The organism is Treponema sp. OMZ 788 (genome assembly GCF_024181245.1).
GTDB lineage: Bacteria > Spirochaetota > Spirochaetia > Treponematales > Treponemataceae > Treponema_B.
Genome location: NZ_CP051199.1, coordinates 2,751,766 through 2,770,608, shown reverse-complemented (window position 1 = coordinate 2,770,608; position 18,843 = coordinate 2,751,766). Strand labels below are relative to the sequence as shown.

Sequence of the window (18,843 nt, the reverse complement as noted above, 5' to 3'; positions counted from 1 at the left end):
ATAATCAAACGATTTTTTCAACTAAAAATGCCTTGACAGTATATGATAAATAAAGTAGAATAGAGCCGAATAATAAGGTTTCTTGTTATTTTGCATCTCCTTGTAATAATCTTGCAAGTATGCCTGACTTGTAATATTAAGTCCTATCTATAATTTGTAGATCTTAATTTATAAACCAATAGGTGCTTGTGCAGCTCCTATGCTGCATCATAAGAAAATTTTATGGGAGAATCATATGAATAATACAAAAAAAGAAAACAAACTACGAATTGCTTTTATGGGAGCCATCAACTGCGTATCAGGCTCATGTACCTTGCTGGAATATAGTAATTCGGAAAAAAATATCTGCAATTATTACTTGGTAGATTGCGGAGAATATCAAGAAACAAATCAAAATTATGCCTACAACAAAAAAAGAGTTCTTGATTTAGCAAAAAAAATTAAAGCTGTTTTTTTAACTCATGCTCATGCTGACCATATAGGACTATTACCTGATCTTATTGAAAACGGTTTTAAAGGAAAAATCTACTGTACTAAAGCAACAATGGATCTTACTAAGATTATGCTTGAAGATGCTCTACACATAAAAGAACCGGAAAATAAGGATATAAAACAATTCATAAACCGAATGAATTTTGAACCGATAGATGAAAGACCGGGATTTTTATTCGGTAATGCAAAAAATCCTATATCCATCGACGACGGTTTATGTATGTATCCGCTCAGAACAGGGCATATACTCGGCTCTTGCTCGTTTACATTTACATGGATTAAAGAAAATTCTAAACCGGCCGAAAACAATAAGTATGAACATTGGGAAACAATTTGTTTTTCAGGAGATGTCGGTCCATGCGATGAGCTTTCGGTAAAAAACGGAGAGGCTCAAAGTATATTGCTAAAAGATTTTGCAACACCTTATTACAGTGAAACAAATCGTTATATCGTGTTAGAATCTACATATGGAGATAGGATACGCAATAAAAAAAATCTTTTTAATAAAAAAATATATAAGCTTTGGAGCATCATAATTAAAACAAAAGAAAAAGGCGGAACAGTTTTAATACCGGCCTTTGTTTTAAACAGAATGCAGGAAATCCTAACCGATTTATATTACATTAAAAATAAGACGATACAGTTTGCAAGAGAAAGCTTTATCGAAAAAAAGGTAACGGAAGAAGAATGGTTAAGCTATCTTGATTTAATAAAGAGCAACATTCCTACTTCAGAAGAAAATGTGGAATTTCAAAATGCATTATATTTAAAAGAATTTCCGCGGCCTGATAAAATTAAAAATTATGTATCGTGGTATAACGATAAATATAGTAGTGATACACTTTTTGAAACCTTGCCTGAACATGCTCAAATAGGAATAATTAATATATTAAATGCTTTGTACAAAAAATTCTATAACGGAACGAATATCAGTTACAGCTATTATTCATCCTTAACCGATGAAGTAAATAAGATTTATCAAAAAAATCTCTTTCACTGCACCATGAATAAGAACAAAGAGATAAAATATCACTACATATCACCCCAATTTTTTAAAGCCTTTACTCCTCAAATTACTGAAGCAGAAAAAAAATTAGAAGAAGGTAAAAAAATCATTAGTAATATTTTATCTGATAATTATTCTCACTCACGGGAATCCTCAATGGGGCAGGATGAAAAATTTGATAAATTCTTTTTTTATAATGATGTCTGTTTATTTTCAAATAATTTTTTAAATAGCGAAAATATAAATAAATTGGTTGAATTTCTAAAAGATGAAAAAAATACGCTTGTTTTAACGGGGTATCAAGGAGAAGGAACAAATGGGGCTTTTTTTAAAAAATTAAACCAAGGTACATATAGCGAGCAAGATTTATTTAACTTAAAACTAAGCAACACTGAGCTGCGCTTGTCTGAAATAAAATGCAAAATAGAAGATATGTCCGGATTCTATTCGGGGCATGCGGATCAGGAGCAGCTTGTTGAATATGTTCACGGATTTCATAATACACGAGGAACACAAAATATCTTTCCCGCGACAGTATTTTTTAAATCACGGCACACAAACACAAAGAGAAGCATTAAAACAAGCTATAGAAGAAAAAAATCATTATTCTCATCAAATTAAGGCTGTACTACCGGAGCCTTTTAAGTGGATAAACTTAAACACCGGTGAATATGAAGAATCAGCCGATCTTGAAATTAAGAATAAGGATTCGGTAAATTCTTATAAAGCTAAAATAACGGTTAAAGATACAATAGACATTTTTTATCCTGAAACTTTTGACCCGCAGCTTTTAGCAAAAATTATAAATGCCGTTAACAATATCTTAGAGTAAAAAATCTAAGGATTTGAATATTACCAGTAGATGCACCTCTGATTGTCATAACCTTACCATTTTGTTATACTCCTCATAATGGCAAGACAAAGTTACGGGACGACACCATGGGGTGCATGGTTTTTGGAGATGCTCAAGGCCTACGATGATTCAGGGCGATTGTCTCGCGGGAAGACTTATGCAAATACCGGAAAGGTAAATTCTCTTGTGGTAAACGGACAAACGGCGGGAGCAAAGGTTAAGGGAAACTATGCTCCCTGGTACCATGTATATTTTAAATTTCCGCCCCTTTCAAAAACAAATGAAAATGCAATCCGCTCAATCTTAGAAAAGCATCCTATTGAGCTCGCAGGCCTCCGAGCCGGAATTATGAGCCCGGCCCTAATCGAAGCCTTAAAGAAAAAGAAGGTTAGGCTCATTCCTACCCGCTGGAATTTAATCGAAAGGGACTGCACCTGCCCCGATTCGGGCGATCCTTGTAAGCACATGGCAGCCGTTCTTTTTTTGCTTGCCAAAGAAATAGACCATGACCCCCGCCTCTTGTTTAAGCTTGCGGGTTTCGATCTCGATTCCGTAAACATACCCGAAGGTGCAGCTTCCAAAAATGCTGGTCCTGAAAAGGAGAGAAACTTTGCCCTCCTCCAAGAACATCCCGTTCCCTTAAGTCTCCGCAAAAATGAAACTTTAAATGAGACAGGCCTCACTTCAGACTCATCGGGCAATAAGGCAGCTCAGCCTCCTTGCGAATTAGAAGCACCTTTGAAGTTCAGCCTTGGAGAATCCTATCTTCCGCTTATAACCAGTATCCTTCCGCCTGAACCCAATTTTACATCGAGCGATTTTATAATAAAGCTTACGGAATTTTATCACAAGGCGGTTTTAAATTACGGGCTTAACTTTTACAGTCAAGAAAAGCAAGGCGAAGAAGAAAAATCGGTAAACCCTTTTTTGTTTGCAAGGGTAAAAATAAACATCGACAATATCCGAAAGCAAAAAAGAGTCTTTCCGCTTGAGCCTAAAAGCCCTCTAACGGTAAGCATAAAATTAGGCGAAAACCAAGAGATAAATCAAACCCTTTTGCAGGCTCAAAATTTTTATAAAACAAGAAGCAGTTTAAACGAGATGAGCCCCTCGGTCAAAATTCTTTTTTCTCTCTTTGCCATTGCGGGAAAACTAATCCAAAGCTCGGCACTTATACCTGCCGTATTTACCGAAAACAAAAAACTTTTTATCTTTTGGAAAAGCCTTTCGGCCTCTTCCGAAATAAAGGCCGACATTCTTAAATTTGCAGCTTCCCTCACAAAGGACTTTTTTCTTCCGGTCGAAAAATGGGGCAGGCTCTACTGTGCCGAACTTTTACTTACAGCCCTTTTAACCGAGTATGCGGCATCTTTAAAATTTTTCCCGAGTAAGTCCTATACCAAGGATAAAGAAATAGACTCTCTCTTTTTTTCAAATGAAGAAATCGATATAAGCGTTCCCGGCAAGCGGAATTTGGATACGGTAATTTACTCTTGGCTTTCGGTTTTAAATTACAGCAATTGCGGCTATGAATACCGCCTGACTTTGGACTCACTAAAAGAAGACGAGTTCTTTTTGCTTTCCGCCCTTGTGCGTAAGGCTAAAGAAAACTCCGGTGAAAGCACATCCTTTGAAAGCGATGCATCTTCCTTTTCTCTCGAAGCGGAAGCTCCATTTACCGAGTTAAATATCGCAGCAAAGAGGAGCAAAAATCCCGACGATATTTTGCGCTTTCCTGCAAGCCTTTCGGCCTACTTACCGGCTCTTTCGATTCTTGCAGTCAAAAAAAATATTATGCTCTCACGCGAAGAAGCAGGCCTCTTTTTGCAAAGGGCGGCCAAACTTTTGCAGCGGTTCGGCATCGACATAGTTTTACCTAAGAGCCTAAAAAACGTTTTGACGCCCAAGCCCGTCATAAGCGTAAAATCCGTAAAGGGAGCGGGAAATGTAGTTTCGTTTTTAAACCTTGATGACGTTCTTTCCTATGACCGGGCCGTAATGCTTGGAGACACCGTAATAGACATAGACGAATTTAAAAAGCTCTTTTTAAATAAATCGGGCTTGGTAAAATTTAACGATCAATTCCTTTTGCTCGACCCCGAAGAAGTTGCCAAAATGTTAAAGGCATTTGAAAAACCGGCAGACATGAGGGAAGCCCTTCAAGCGGTTCTTTCGGGGAATGCAGTCTGCTCCAAACCGGCCGCAGAAATTATCGACGGCATTTTCAGGCAAGATGACATTCCTGTTCCTCAAAACTTAAATGCGGAATTGCGGCCCTATCAGGAAAAGGGATTCCGCTGGCTTTATGCAAATATCAAAAGCGGCTTCGGCTGTCTTTTGGCCGATGACATGGGCTTGGGCAAAACCGTACAAATTATAAGCTTGATACTGGCCTTTAAAAATTCAAAAGAAGCAGAGGAGCCTTTTTTGGTTATAGCTCCTGCAAGCCTTCTTTCAAACTGGGAACACGAAATAGCCAAATTTGCTCCATCCCTTAAAGTTGACCTTTATCACGGAGCAAGGCGCAAGTTCAATACCGAAGCCGACGTAATAATAAGCACCTACCAGACGATGCAAAAAGATATAGAAAAATTAAAGGATAAAAAAGTTTTTTGTATTATTTTGGATGAGGCTCAGGCTATAAAAAATTCGGGAACAAAGAAGGCCCATGCAGTAAAGGCAATTCAGGCAAGGGGCAGAATCGCTCTTACCGGTACCCCTGTCGAAAACAACCTTGAAGATATGCGCTCCATATTCGACTTTTTTCTCCCCGGCTATCTGGGCTCGGCTGATGAGTTTAGAAAAAAATGGCGCATTCCGATTGAGCTTCACAATTCCGAAATTGAAGCAGATGATTTAAAGAAAATCACTTCACCCTTTTTGCTCCGCCGCCTAAAAACCGATCCCAAGGTTATCTCCGACTTACCCGACAAGATAATTACAAATCAATATTGCAATCTGACGCCCGAGCAGCTGGCAATTTACGAAAACCTTGTAGAAACGGAATTACACAAGGTGATGGGAGCCGAAACTAAGATTGAAAGGCAGGCCTATGTCCTAAAACTTTTAACGGCCCTAAAACAGGTATGCAATCATCCGAGGGCCTATGACAAGGAAACTCCGAGCGAGATGAAACATTCCGGTAAAGTTACCGCCCTCATCGAGCTTTTAAGCGAGATAATTTCTTCAGGCGAAAAGGCAATTATTTTCAGTCAATATGTAGGCACCCTCGACATTTTAAAAACCATTATTCAAAAAGAATTGGGAACCGAACCCCTTTTGCTTCACGGCCAAATGCCCGCCGCAAAACGCAAAAAAGCCGTCGGCCTTTTTCAAACGGATCCTGCATACCGTATCTTTTTAATTTCGCTTAAGGCGGGAGGAACGGGTCTTAACCTGACGGCGGCTAACAGGGTAATTCACTTTGACCTTTGGTACAATCCCGCAGTTGAAGATCAGGCCACAGACAGGGCATTTAGAATCGGCCAGACTAAAAACGTATTTGTGCACCGCTTTATTTGCTCCGGTACCTTTGAAGAAAAAGTTGATGAGATGATTCAAAAAAAACGGGAAATAAGCGGCATGAGTATTTCTTCAGGCGAAACTTGGATTTCAAAATTAAGCAATGAAGAGCTCGCAGGCCTTTTTAAGAAATAGGCGGCTGCAAATTCCGCAACATTGAATAATACCCTGTCTTATGTTATAATCATCTTTGAGGAGGCTTGATATGGATTTTGATTTATCGCGAAAGATACCTATAGGCGTTCAAAGCTTTGAAAAAATGAGGAATGATAATTATTTATATGTAGATAAAACTCGTTATATTTTTAGCCTTGTTCGTACTTCCTCTCCATACTTTTTAAGCCGTCCGCGCCGCTTCGGTAAAAGCCTCTTTCTTTCAACCTTGAGGTCTTACTTTTTAGGCCAAAAAGAATTATTTACCGGCCTGTACATCGAAAAGGCCGAAGAAAAAAAGAGCCGAAATTGAAAAGACCGATGCTTGGATAGAATATCCTGTACTTTATTTGGACTTTAATACAAAATATTATAAGAATGAAGAAGCTCTTCTAACTATTATAAATTTACACTTAGATGACTGGGAAAAACTTTATAGTATCACAAAAACATCTGGAAGTATTGAAGATAGATTTAAATCTATAGTTACAACCTTATATGAAAAAACCGGCCGTCAAGTAGTTATTTTAGTAGACGAGTACGACAAACCTCTTTTACAGACTATGGGGGTAAACGAAGCCTTGAACGAAGAGTACCGTAACACGCTAAAAGCCTTTTATTCTGTAATAAAAACCTGCGATCAATACATACGCTTTGCCTTTTTGACGGGTGTAACAAAGTTCAGCAAAATAAGCATCTTCAGCGATTTAAATAATTTACAGGATATAAGTATGCTGAATGACTATGCCGAAATATGCGGACTGACACAAAACGAAATAGAAAACACCTTTAAACCCGAAATAGAAAGATTAGCAAATAACACTAAAAACTCTTATGACAAAATGCTTGAAGAATTAAAAAAGCGCTATGACGGTTATAAGTTCAGTGTTTTAGGAGAATCGGTATATAATCCTTTTAGCATATTAAACACACTTAATGCCGGTCAATTAAAGGATTACTGGTTCTCAACAGGAACTCCGACTTTTTTGGTAAACTACTTAAAAGATGCTTATTACAATATACCCAAACTGGACGGAAAAGTTGAACTTGATGAGTCAGGTATAGAGCTATATAGGGCAGATGCAAAAAATCCCCTTCCCATACTTTTTCAATCGGGATATTTAACGATAAAAGAATACATAGAAGAATCTAACCTTTACCGTTTAGGCTTTCCTAATGATGAGGTGAGGTTCGGCTTTTTAAAAAACCTTTTGCCTGCCTACTCCTCTCTTGGGCCTGACGAAACAGGTGTTTCTGTATGGGAGTTTGTAGAGGATGTAAGGGACGGGAATATAAACGGGTTTATGGAGCGGATGCAGGCGATAATCGCCGGCGTTCCTTATGACAATCTTCCAAAAGACAAGCTAAAGTTAAGAGAGCAAAACTACCAGACTGCCGTCTACTTAATCTTTAAACTTATGGGACAATTTGTGCAGACGGAAATCCACTGTGCAAAGGGCAGGGCAGACTGTATAGTTCACACTAAGGATTCAATATATATCTTTGAGTTTAAGCTGATGAGTGCAGGAAGCCCTGAAGATGCAATAGCTCAAATAAAGGAAAAAGGCTATGCCGAGCAATACAAGACAACAGGAAAGAAGATAATTCTCATAGGTTCCAGCTTTGATGAAGAAGAAAGAACTATCGACGAATGGAAAACGGAAGAACTTTAAAAAATGAAATTCGGAAATTACTTGCAAAAAAGTTTTATAGGAGATAAAAAATATGTATTTTTTTATAAACGATTACAGTGAGGGCTGTCACCCCAAAATTCTTAAAACATTAACGGAAACAAATGAAGAACAAACTGTAGGTTACGGCTGTGACCAATATTGTACAGAAGCTGCAAACCTTATCTTAAAGGAGCTGGATGCACCTCAAAGCAAGGTTTATTTTTTCTCGGGCGGAACACAAACAAACCTGACAATGATAGCCTCAGTACTAAGGCCGCATCAGGGAGTAATAGCGGCCGATACCGGGCATATAAATGTGCATGAATCGGGTGCTATAGAAGCATGCGGACACAAGGTTCTTACCATCGAATCGCCAAACGGAAAAATAACGGCAGATCAGGTTGAAGCTCTTATAAGGGCCCATTATGATGACCCTACTGCCGAACACATGGTTCAGCCCGGGATGATTTATATTTCAAACCCTACCGAATTAGGCACCATTTATTCAAAAAAAGAATTACAGGATTTAAAGCTCACTGCTCAAAAATATTCCGTCCCGCTCTATGTTGACGGGGCCCGCCTAGGCACTGCCCTCACTGCGGACAAAAACGATTTAAGCCTTGCAGACTTGGCAAGATATACGGATGCCTTTTATATAGGCGGAACAAAGCTGGGAGCTCTTTTCGGTGAAGCCCTTATAATAAATAATCCCGATCTTCAAAAAGATTTTAGGTACATACAAAAACAAAAGGGAGGGCTCTTTGCAAAGGGCAGGCTTTTAGGTCTTCAGTTTAAAACTCTTTTTACAGACAGCCTTTATTTTGAAATAGGAAAAACAATGAACGAAACGGCAAAGATGATACGCAAGGGATTTTCAGACCGAGGCTTTTCTTTTTTTATGGAAAGTGAAACAAATCAAAGTTTTCCCATAATCGAAAACAGCCTTTTAGCTAAAATAGAAAAAGAATTTAAATGCGAATTTTGGGCAAAAATTTCAGAAAATCAAACAGCCGTGCGTTTTTGCACATCTTGGGCTACAACAAAAGAAGCCGTAAAAAAATTCTTTGAATACTTGGACAAAATATCTGCAAAAAATTAAAACAAAAAAAGCACCTTCCAAAAAGGAAGGAGCTTTTTTTCGGTTAACGCTAAATTTCTCGAAACTTTAAACCTATTCAATCTTTGAATAGATAGTCTTCAAAATTTCGGTCTTTAGTTTTTCGCCTTCTTCAAGCATCTTATTGCATTCTACCCTTGTCTTTTCGCAGAGGGGAGCATCGTCAATACCGCCGAGGTTTATCTTGACATTTAAGATAGCTCCTTCCAAACCGGAGCGGGCATTAAGGGCTGCAACGCCGGCATCGGACGCGGCATTTTTGTTTCCGTGAACGGCAACAATGGGCAAAAAGCGTAAAACATCCAAACAGGTTTTAGCTGTTTCAAGCGGAACCTGCATGGCTACAACAGTAGCATCGGACATAGCCTTATTCCGTTTTGCCTTTTGCTCATCAGTGTCCTTAGGCAGCTTTAAGGCTTCCATAAAGGCATTAAAGGCCTGAGTGTCTTCATCAATAATTTCGACCAATCGTTTTTGTGCCTTTTCCAATTTAGGAAGCTGAGCCTTAAATTCTTCTTGAGTCTTTTCGTCAAGGGAAGCAAAGGCTTTTTTTCCTGTTGTCAGGCGGATAACCATCTGACCGAGGGCAGAGGCGAGCGAACCTGCCAAGGCAGAAACCGAACCGCCTCCGGGGGCCGGAGAATCGCTTGCTGTTTCGTCAACAAAGGCACTTACCGTCATCTTTACTAATTCCATAAAAAATCTCCTATGTTCAAACTATTTTGTTTATTTAAATTCAGTTCTTGTAAACTACCTGTCTTTTTTCGGCAGCGAGTTTTCCCTTTTTCCAAACCTGATCAACGGAATTTACACCAAAGTGATAAACAAGGTAATCGATATTGGGGGCATCAAAGATAACAAGGTCTGCCTGTTTTCCTTCTTCGATGCTGCCTATATTTTTTTCTCGGTCGATTGCATAGGCCGCATTGATGGTTACACCGCGTAAAATCTGAGCAGGTAAAAGCTTCATCTTAAAACAAGCCGCCCACATGGACATTTGCAGGTTTTCTGTAGGGCTGCTTCCGGGGTTATAATCGGTTGCAAGGGCTACCCTTACGCCTTCTTCAATCATCTTTTTTGCAGGTGCATAAATGGGCGACATCAAAAAGAAAGAGGTGGCCGGAAGAAGAACGGCAACCGTTCCCGATTTTGCAAGGGCCGTAATTCCCTCATCAGAGATCGCCATCAGGTGCTCTGCAGAATGTGCGTTCATCTTTGCTGCAAGCTCGGCACCCTTTAAAGGAACAATTTCATCGGCGTGCAGCTTTAACTTAAATCCCAGGTCTTTAGCAGCCTTCATTATTCTTTCCGTTTCTTCTACAGAAAAAATCTTGTCCTCACAAAAGGCATCCGAAAATTCCGCCAAGCCCCTTCTTTTAACCTCGGGCATAACCTCTTCTATCATAAACTTGATATAGCCTTCTTTGTTGTCCTTGAATTCGGGCGGGGTTGCGTGGGCTCCCATATAGGTCGAAACAATGTCGATAGGATGATTTTCGTTTAGGTAAGAATTTATCTCAAGACACTTAATTTCGGTATCCATGTCGAGGCCGTAACCGCTCTTTGATTCTACTGTTGTTGTACCGTGAATTAGCATTCGGTCAAGACTGGTCATAGCCTTCTGTGTCAACTCTTCTTTTGAAGCAGCCCTCGTAGATCTTACGGTGCTGAAAATACCTCCGCCGCTTGCATGGATTTCAAGATAACTCTTTCCTTCGAGTTTCATTGCAAGTTCATGCTCGCGCGAGCCGCCATGTACCAAGTGGGTGTGGGCATCGACAAGACCGGCAGTAATAGTCTTTCCTCTTGCATCTATTATTTTTTCGGCTTGGCTTTTTAAATTTTCGGGAGCATCGCCCTTACCAACCTTTTGAATAATACCGTTTTCTACAACGATGTAACCGGCAAAGGCCTTATCAAAATCGTCGCCTTTTTTTTCGGTAGAAGTAAAAATACTGTCACTGATAAATAAAATCATTTTAAATCCTCCATAAAAATAAAATTAATCTTAATTTATAAAATATCTTAAAATATTACCCAAATTTAAATTTAGGGCACTATTAACAAATTTAAACAAATCATCCTCTGTTATTTTATTTAAGGTTTTAAAAAATGTCAAAGGATTTTTTAGTTCGCCGATACGGCTTAATCCGGCAAGTTCAAGAGCATAATCAGCAAGACCTTCAAAATTTTCAAATTTCCATTCTTGAGTCATACTAAAAAGAGCCCTGCCCTTTTTATCAAAAAAGACCGAATAGTTTTTTTTGTCATTCGGATTATATTTGTTTTTTATATTTCCATTCCACTTTAAAGGAAAACAATCGGCATCAAAACCGGCTTCTTTTACCTTATCCCTGATAGCTCTTTCAATACCGTCAGATACAACTATAATTTGAAATTGCTCTTTTAAGCCGGCACTTTCAGATACTTTTTTGTAATAATCGGAGGCCTTTTTATAAGCTGCCGAATTTAATGCATCGCTGTCATCTGCAAATATCAGCCATGTTATGGTATGCCCTTGTAAATCTTCATCTTTAATCTGCTTGATTATTTCACTTTCTCTAGCCAAGGAATCTAAAAGTTCACATCCCGTAAAAATAAATGTAAGAACGGCCATAAAAAACACAATTTTAATTTTTTTCATTTTAACCTCTACGATTAAATAAGATAACACTAAAAAGAATGTTTTTCAATAGGCTTACAATTAAAAAGAGCCTTGCTATTCCATATAAAATATTATATAATACTTAATATGAAAGGAAAGATAAAAAAGTCGGCCAAACTACTTGACAAAATCAAAGCCGCCCCCATAATTGCTCGACACTCGACACTCGACACTCGACACTCGACACTCGACACTCGACACTCGACACTCGACACTCGACACTCGACACTCGACACTCGACACTCAACACTCTTTTAGATAAGCCGCAAAGAATAATTAAAAAACACCTTACAAATTCTTCCTCACATTCCTTAACACCCTTGTGCTCTCTGCGGTTAAATTTAAACAATCACACACAAGATATAATTTTCTCACATCGTTTAATAAAACCGCAAGGAACGCAAAGCGTTGAGCTTCGCTCAACTTCGCAAAGGATTATAAAGGAATGTCATATAAAGACTACCTTAAAAATCTTTGCGTCCTTGGCGCCCTTAGCGGTTAAATTAAAAAACAAAAAATATAAGGAAGGAAAGAGAAATGAGTAAAAGAAAATCATTTTTTGGGGCAGTAAATCTTAATGCATTGGTATTGGCAGCCGGGCTGCTGATGGGATTATTGACGGGTCTGTTGACCGGCTGTAAGCCTAAGATAGATCCTAAGTATAATTACACGGTAGAACACTTGCAGCAAAATATCGGCAACGATGAGTACACCGTATACGAGAGGGAAATCTTAAGCGGCAAGGCAGGCGAAACCACATCTGCGGCAGCCAAAACCTATGAAGGCTTTACGGTGCAAGATTTTAGCCAAGCGGCAATAAATGCAGACGGGTCTACGGTAGTGCAGATTAAGTATAACAGAAACGAAATTACCATCACACTTGATTTACAAGGCGGAAGTACTACTACACCTCTTATAGATGGTGATAAGTTAAAGGGCAGATACGGAGCAGATATAACTCTTGTTCAGCCGACAAAGGATGGAATTATTTTTTGGCATTGGAAGCCCGAACTTCCTTCAACCTTTCCTGCTCAAAATACAACCTACACCGCCTCTTGGATTAACGGATATATCGTTACCATAAAAGGAGATGAAAGAACAGACATACCTCAAGAGACCTTTGTCAAAGTCCCCATTACCGAAACCAAAACTTGGGGAGAAATAAAAGAAGAAGCAAAAGCCAAAGTAAGATTGGGAAGCGGCTGGGATAACGGCGATTATGAATTTTACGAATGGAGACTTGACAATGAAAACGGAGCAAAACTGACCGACGGCTACCAGATAGACAAGCACATAACCGTATACGCCGTAACCAACTATGCCAAAGCCAAATTTAATATTGTAGACAACAAAATCAAACTTACGGCAGACGGCAAAGGCTATACAGGAGAAACACCCAAAGGCAAAATAATAATCCCCGACGGTATTACCGAAATAGAATATCTTACCAACCAGAATAAGGGAGCCTTTAGAGATTGTAGCGGAATAACTTCCGTAAAGTTACCTCAAAGCCTTACCCAAATAGGCGACTATGCTTTTAGCCAGTGTACGGGCTTAACAAGCATAGACCTAGCTTCTTGCACAAAGCTGAATACAATAGGCTGGGCTGCTTTTAGCGGCTGTGCGGGCTTAACAAGCATAGACCTATCTTCTTGCACAAAACTGACTACAATAAACGGCTATGCTTTTTCCGAATGTACCGGCTTAACAAGCATAGACCTATCTTCTTGCAAAAAGCTGAATACAATAAAAGACAGTGCTTTTTCCGGCTGTACGGGCTTAACAAGCATAAACTTACCTGCAAGTCTGACTACAATAGAAGACACTGCTTTTTCCGACTGCACGGGCTTAACAAGCATAAACTTACCTGCTAGTCTGAATACAATAGGCCAATATGCTTTTACCGGCTGTACGGGCTTAATAACTCTTACGGTAGCTTCCGGCAACCAACACTATCAGGCTGTAGAAAATGTATTGTATACAAAGGACGGCTTGACCCTTGTTTATGCCGCAGGAGGTTTAACTTCGGTAAATATCCTTAACAAGATTACTGCAATAGGCCAAGGGGCTTTTAGCGGCTGTACGGGCTTAACAAGTATAGACCTATCTTCTTGCACAAATCTGAAGAAAATAAGCCTTGCGGCTTTTAGCGACTGTACGGGCTTAACAAGCATAAACCTATCTTCTTGCACAAATCTGGATACAATAGACTTTCTTGCTTTTGCAAGCTGTAAGAGATTAACAAGCATAGACCTATCTCCTTGCACAAAACTGACTACAATAGGACGGGAAGCTTTTAAAGACTGTGAGGACTTAAAAAGCATAAACTTACCCGCAAGTCTGACTAAAATATATTGGGCTGCTTTTTCTGACTGTGATAAGTTAACAAGTGCAGTATTTGCAGACCCTGCCGGTTGGGCTGTGTATGATTCTATAGACTATTCAGGAACATCTACACCCATAAATGAAGAAGAATTGAAAGACCCCAAAACAGCGGCTAGTTTTTTAAGCAGAGAGTATTACACGAAATACTGGAAGAAAAACTAAAATAAATTAGGAATTATAAATGCTTAATTAGGAATTGACTTAATTCTTAATTAAGCATTGTAAATTGAATATTTTAAGGAGAAAAATTTATGAGCGGAGAAACGAAATTACCGGCTGAAGACTACATAAAAAATTTGCAAATGCCGATCTGCACTTATGTAATATTTATGCTTTTAAGTCTTTTTGCGATTGGACTGTTAATTTTTTTATGGTTAATTGTTTACCCTTTAGGCAATCAATATGTATTTATCATAACTTCACTTTTTATAGGTATTACTATAGTTTTTATTATTGCTTTTACCGTAATCAATCTTATATTTTCAGAAGATGATCGCAAACAAGCCCTATTAACATACGCCTATGATGAGGCTCTTAAAAGATTAGAAGACGATAGGGATAAACATATGGTAAATACACCTAAAGGAGATATGGACTTAAAAACAACCAAAAATCCTACACCAACCGAAGAGATTATAACTATGAATAGGTATTATAAAAAACAGCTTACCAAAATATTCGAAACTTATTGTCAAAACATCACTTCAAAATAAGGAGACTTTTATGGCCGATACATCAAAGGACGAACAAAAAGACAGACCCACAGCAAAGGACATTTACGATTATCTTTGGCACGGGAGGGATTTTGAGCTTGAACACCTTTGGCAAAGGTCTGTTTTCCTTGGTGCTTTTTTACTCGGCATTGCAAGCGTCTATGCTTTTTATATAAAAGACATCTTTATTCCGCATTTAAGCCCAAATCAAATTACTGTAACACTTAATGCGGACAAAAAAGAGGCAGAAGGTTCAACGGAGTATACACTAATCATAAACCCGAACAACAACCCCGAAACTAAAACTTCAATTAAAAAAGATAAGTCTTTTTCGCTACTTTTTACATTCGGTGCGGTTCCGATCCTCATTTCCCTTTTAGGTATAATCTTTTCGGTGCTTTGGATTATTATGGGCAAGGGCTCAAAGGCTTGGTACGAAATCTACGAAAGCAACTTGGCAAAAATGAGCAGTAACCTCCGATTCTGGAAGAGTAAAGATGAAGCCGAAGGCAAATCCGAGCTCGATAAAATCTTTTGCAATAAAACCACCGGACGATACAGCGAATATGTTTTTGGGCGTCTTAAAAATTGCCACGGCGACCCCATAGACAAAAGCCTCTTTTCGACTGCCGCAGGCTCTTTTTCTGTTTCTAAGGTCAACATAATGATAGGCATAATAAGCTTCAAGTTTTTTATCCTCGCCCTATTTTTCCACATTTATTGGCTCTGTAAAACCATCTTTGCCGACCCTTGGCCGCCCATCCTCATCAGCTTTCCCACAGCAATCTTACTCCTCATTTTGCTTATTTACCGCTTAAAGAAAAAACTCGGCTCATCGTATCTTGATAATTAATTTAAAGGCTTTCGATTTCTTCTTGGCTTAGACCCGATATTGTGCAAATATCATCAATAGGATAATTCATACCCTTCATCAATTTTGCTGTTTCAAGTTTGTTTTGGTACAAGCCCTGAGAGATTCCTTGAGATATTCCTTGAGATATTCCTTCAGCAAAGGCTATTTCTCTCTCTTCTGCTCGTTGTACAGCTATATCTGTTTCATAATCATATTCGGCTAGTAACATATTCAACACCTCCTTAGTCTTACGCTTTAAATAGTCTCTCAAAATATTGTTTTGTATACATTCTTCAATCGCTTTTTCAAAGCCGTTTTTAGGGTCTGCCTTTTTCCATCTCCGCACTGTTTCTACAAATACTGTGTATTCATACATCGTCTTGCAGTTTTCAAGTATCGGATGACTGTTTTGCTTATTTATGTTTATTATCTTAACGGTCAGCTCAAGATTAGTTTCTGTTGCTTTTTCTATAAATGCATCCGATAGTTTCAGTGTTTTATCACAAGGATGGCTTTCTTCCCCATTGTAAAAGACATAAAATTCAGGTCTTGGAATTTTTAGGAGTTTACGGCTGTATTTTTCTTTTGATTCAAAGATGGTTTCATAAAGGCGGCTTATGTATTCAAGACAACGTAAAGGCATATTTGGGTTGATTGTCGATTGATGCTCTGCTAAAACTATGATTTTGTTATCTACAAGGTAGGATACATCATTATAAAATGACATATATAAAACTTGATCAAGCCTGACGTTTTTCAGCTGTTCCGTATCTTTAAGTTCAGTACCATGCAAGGCATTGTAAAGAGATAAAAAGTTTTCTTTTGCTTTTTCGTCTTCACTGAATAAATCGACGAAGACTGAATCTTTATATTTTCTGTTTGAAGTACTCATAGCCTTTCTCTCACATTATAATTATACATCTTTTTTTGTGAAAAATCCATACTAAACTGTAGAGAAATTTGAGAGAGTGTATTTTAATTTTTAATGGGTAGTGGGTAATTGGTAATGCGTGGTTTGAATTGAGTAATTACCAATTAAAAACCTAGAGTCCCGCAATCAGTCCCTAAGGGCCTCACACCATTTTTGCATACAGATACCGAAGGCAACGCTTACATTTATCGAAGCCTTTATTCCGTACATAGGAATAGTGATAACCCTTCCTTGGGCTTTTTTTATAACTTCGGGGCTGACACCCAATTCTTCCGAGCCTATCACTACAATTCCTTTTTTGGGGAATTCAAACTTCGAAATATCGGTTCCTCCCGTTTCAAGCACAATCAGAGGAAGGTCAGGCAGGTTTTCAAGCCCGGCCCTCTCCCATGGAAGATACTCGGTACAGCCCATCGCCGTTCTTTTAGCCTTGGGGCTGTCAGGAGAAACGCAGTCGTGAGACAAAAAAACTTTTTCGACCCCGAAGGATTCTGCGGTTCTAAAAATCGAGCCTATGTTAAAAGGGGTGCGGATATCTTCGGCATAGACATAGACTCCTTCAAAAAAAGTCCGCCTGAAATTTGCAATTTCATCAGCAGAGGAATTAGGCAAAATCAGATCCCACTCGGCAGGTGCTGTATCAAGTTTTTTGTAAAGCTCATACCTTACAAAGTTGATAATTTTTCTTTTATCTTTTTCTTGCGGGTCTTCAATCCATTTTTGCACCTTTAAGGCGGAGCCCGAATCCAAATCTTCAAGAATAATTTTTAAAAGAGAACGGAGGTAAAAAGCATCCAAAAATTCGTCCGCCTTGTTTTGCACAAGGGAAGCTTCAGCCGATTCCAAGATACGCAGTATTTTACGGCATCTTTGTTTTTGCGGTAAGTTATAAAGTTTAAAAATCTCGGGCATCTTAAAAGGCTTGCTTTATAATTTCAAAAATATCGTGATTTGCAAGAGGCCTTGGACTGTAGTTCATAAAACTCAAGCGGGCGGCATCCTCTGCAACGGGCACAAGCGATTCGATGGTTAAATCTATATCTTTTAGACGGATGGGTAAATTGGCTTCGGCGAGCCTTCTTCTAATTTCCTCGATACCTCTTTTTGCAACCTCGGCAGCATCTCCGCCTTCAAGCATGGTTTCTCCCAACATTCTTGCTACGGCAACAGTCTTTGAAAGACTTGAAGAAATTGCATCATTTACTACATGAGGGAGCAATATACTTGAGATAAGAGGGCTTGCCATTCTGTGTCTTCCGCCGGCTGCAAGAGCTATGGCAGTTCCAAGTCCCGGAGCAGAGGCCGCAATTCCTATAGCCGAAAGGCAGGCAGCCTGAGCCACAAGTTCTTCTCTGGGCATTCCGACCTGTTTTTCATGCTGGGGATCAAGGGAAATTAAAAATATCTCGACAGCTTTTCCTAAGATTGTCTCAGAAAAAAAACTGCCCCTTGTTGAAACATAGGCTTCAAATGTAGAACAAAGGCCTGCAAAAATCATTGAAGTCATTGCGTTTGGAGCAAGACCTGCATAGGTATTTGAATCGAAAATTACAAGATCGCAAAGATCTTCTTTTATCTTTAATAAATTTACGGTTCGATTTCTTGAATCGACAATAAAGCTCGATGTTCCGAATAAAAACGGATCACTGCATGTTGTGGGAATTTGAATAAGCGGTAATGATTCGGCCGTAATGGGCTCGCCTTCAATATATCTGTAGACAGGTTTATCTTCATTATAAAGAGCCGCTATAGCTCTTCCGATAGCACATGCAGTCATATCCCCGCAGGCAATTACTCCGCGTATATGAGCACCTCGGGCTAATGAAAGAGCTCTTTCGACAACCTCGGAATCGGCGGTCTGTTCAAAACCGTTAAACACAAAAAGAGATATATGCTTTTCTTCAAGAGATTTTCGAATCTTATCGACCAAGCCCATATCTTCAAAAAAAGGATCTACGACAAACATAAAATTACTGCCGAATTTTACGACTTCTTCACCGATGCGGGCAAGAGAATAGTTACCTAAAATAACCTTTGATGAAAGTTTAAATACAAAATCTGCCATCTTTTCAAATTCCTCTACAGAATAAATTTTCGGCATATTTTTTTTAAACTTGAATTTTAATTCCTGCCTTGAAAAATATAGCATTTTTGTTTATAATGACAGAAAACCCTAGGTCATTATGGAGGGGACTATGACTACAGGTACTATAGTTACTTTAATGCGTGAAGGGATAGGTATTATACTGATGCTTTCCGCACCCATCTTAGTTGCAGCTCTTTTAGTAGGCTTAATTGTTGCAATATTTCAGGCGACTACCTCGATACAAGAACAGACGCTGACCTTTGTTCCTAAAATTTTAACTATTTTAGGAATGATTGCCCTTTTGGCAACTTGGATGATTACGGTGTTAAGGGAATATTTTGTTTCTTTAATGAATTTAATTCCGCAGCTTGTAAGATAAATTAAGGAATAATTC

At 38.8% G+C, this 18,843-nt stretch carries 13 protein-coding genes and 1 pseudogene; 8 read left to right on the top strand and 6 right to left on the bottom strand.

The window, feature by feature from the left end:
- The first annotated feature begins 235 nt into the window (after positions 1-235).
- The 4 genes and pseudogenes from E4O00_RS13760 to E4O00_RS13745 all read left to right on the top strand — a co-directional run bounded on the left by E4O00_RS13760 (position 236) and on the right by E4O00_RS13745 (position 8,798).
- On the top strand, positions 236-2,119 hold the full coding sequence (locus E4O00_RS13760; protein ID WP_253677912.1) for an MBL fold metallo-hydrolase: 1,884 nt from the start codon (positions 236-238) through the stop codon (positions 2,117-2,119).
- A gap of 289 nt (positions 2,120-2,408) precedes the next feature.
- Positions 2,409-6,008, top strand: a complete 3,600-nt coding sequence (locus tag E4O00_RS13755) for a DEAD/DEAH box helicase (RefSeq protein ID WP_253677911.1) — start codon at positions 2,409-2,411, stop codon at positions 6,006-6,008.
- A gap of 70 nt (positions 6,009-6,078) precedes the next feature.
- Positions 6,079-7,699, top strand: a pseudogene (locus E4O00_RS13750) (ATP-binding protein).
- Between the two features lie 52 nt (positions 7,700-7,751).
- Positions 7,752-8,798 (top strand): threonine aldolase family protein, encoded by a 1,047-nt coding sequence (locus tag E4O00_RS13745; RefSeq protein ID WP_253677910.1) that lies wholly within the window; start codon positions 7,752-7,754, stop codon positions 8,796-8,798.
- A 72-nt stretch (positions 8,799-8,870) separates the two neighbouring features.
- Here E4O00_RS13745 and E4O00_RS13740 read toward each other — a convergent pair whose 3' ends face one another.
- From E4O00_RS13740 to E4O00_RS13730, 3 genes are read right to left on the bottom strand one after another with little or no spacing between them, the layout of a single operon-like run.
- The gene (locus E4O00_RS13740; protein WP_253677909.1) at positions 8,871-9,512 is read right to left on the bottom strand and encodes a cyclodeaminase/cyclohydrolase family protein; all 642 of its coding nucleotides are present in this window, start codon (positions 9,510-9,512) and stop codon (positions 8,871-8,873) included.
- 40 nt (positions 9,513-9,552) lie between these two features.
- Positions 9,553-10,794 (bottom strand): imidazolonepropionase, encoded by a 1,242-nt coding sequence (gene hutI, locus E4O00_RS13735; RefSeq protein ID WP_253677908.1) that lies wholly within the window; start codon positions 10,792-10,794, stop codon positions 9,553-9,555.
- Positions 10,795-10,824: 30 nt separating this feature from the next.
- Positions 10,825-11,460, bottom strand: a complete 636-nt coding sequence (locus tag E4O00_RS13730; protein WP_253677907.1) for a hypothetical protein — start codon at positions 11,458-11,460, stop codon at positions 10,825-10,827.
- Positions 11,461-12,018: 558 nt separating this feature from the next.
- On the opposite strand from E4O00_RS13730, the gene E4O00_RS13725 reads away from it, so the two are divergent.
- The 3 genes from E4O00_RS13725 to E4O00_RS13715 all read left to right on the top strand — a co-directional run bounded on the left by E4O00_RS13725 (position 12,019) and on the right by E4O00_RS13715 (position 15,432).
- Positions 12,019-14,028 (top strand): leucine-rich repeat domain-containing protein, encoded by a 2,010-nt coding sequence (locus tag E4O00_RS13725; protein WP_253677906.1) that lies wholly within the window; start codon positions 12,019-12,021, stop codon positions 14,026-14,028.
- A gap of 89 nt (positions 14,029-14,117) precedes the next feature.
- Complete coding sequence (locus tag E4O00_RS13720; RefSeq protein ID WP_253677905.1) at positions 14,118-14,579, top strand: hypothetical protein; 462 nt, start codon at positions 14,118-14,120, stop codon at positions 14,577-14,579.
- A 10-nt stretch (positions 14,580-14,589) separates the two neighbouring features.
- Positions 14,590-15,432: a RipA family octameric membrane protein gene (locus tag E4O00_RS13715; protein WP_253677904.1), complete on the top strand. Its 843-nt coding sequence runs from the start codon at positions 14,590-14,592 to the stop codon at positions 15,430-15,432.
- 1 nt (position 15,433) lies between these two features.
- Here E4O00_RS13715 and E4O00_RS13710 read toward each other — a convergent pair whose 3' ends face one another.
- From E4O00_RS13710 to E4O00_RS13700, 3 genes are all read right to left on the bottom strand, one after another.
- On the bottom strand, positions 15,434-16,324 hold the full coding sequence (locus tag E4O00_RS13710) for an Rpn family recombination-promoting nuclease/putative transposase (RefSeq protein ID WP_253677903.1): 891 nt from the start codon (positions 16,322-16,324) through the stop codon (positions 15,434-15,436).
- A 165-nt stretch (positions 16,325-16,489) separates the two neighbouring features.
- Positions 16,490-17,275 carry a TrmH family RNA methyltransferase gene (locus tag E4O00_RS13705; RefSeq protein ID WP_253677902.1) on the bottom strand — a complete coding sequence of 262 codons (786 nt, stop codon included), beginning with the start codon at positions 17,273-17,275 and terminating at the stop codon, positions 16,490-16,492.
- A 1-nt stretch (position 17,276) separates the two neighbouring features.
- A complete protein-coding gene (locus tag E4O00_RS13700) occupies positions 17,277-18,428 on the bottom strand; it encodes an iron-containing alcohol dehydrogenase (protein WP_253677901.1) in 1,152 nt (383 codons plus the stop codon).
- A 130-nt stretch (positions 18,429-18,558) separates the two neighbouring features.
- Between E4O00_RS13700 and fliQ the strand changes: the two genes are divergently transcribed.
- On the top strand, positions 18,559-18,828 hold the full coding sequence (fliQ, locus tag E4O00_RS13695; protein ID WP_002666830.1) for a flagellar biosynthesis protein FliQ: 270 nt from the start codon (positions 18,559-18,561) through the stop codon (positions 18,826-18,828).
- Positions 18,829-18,843 lie beyond the last annotated feature (15 nt).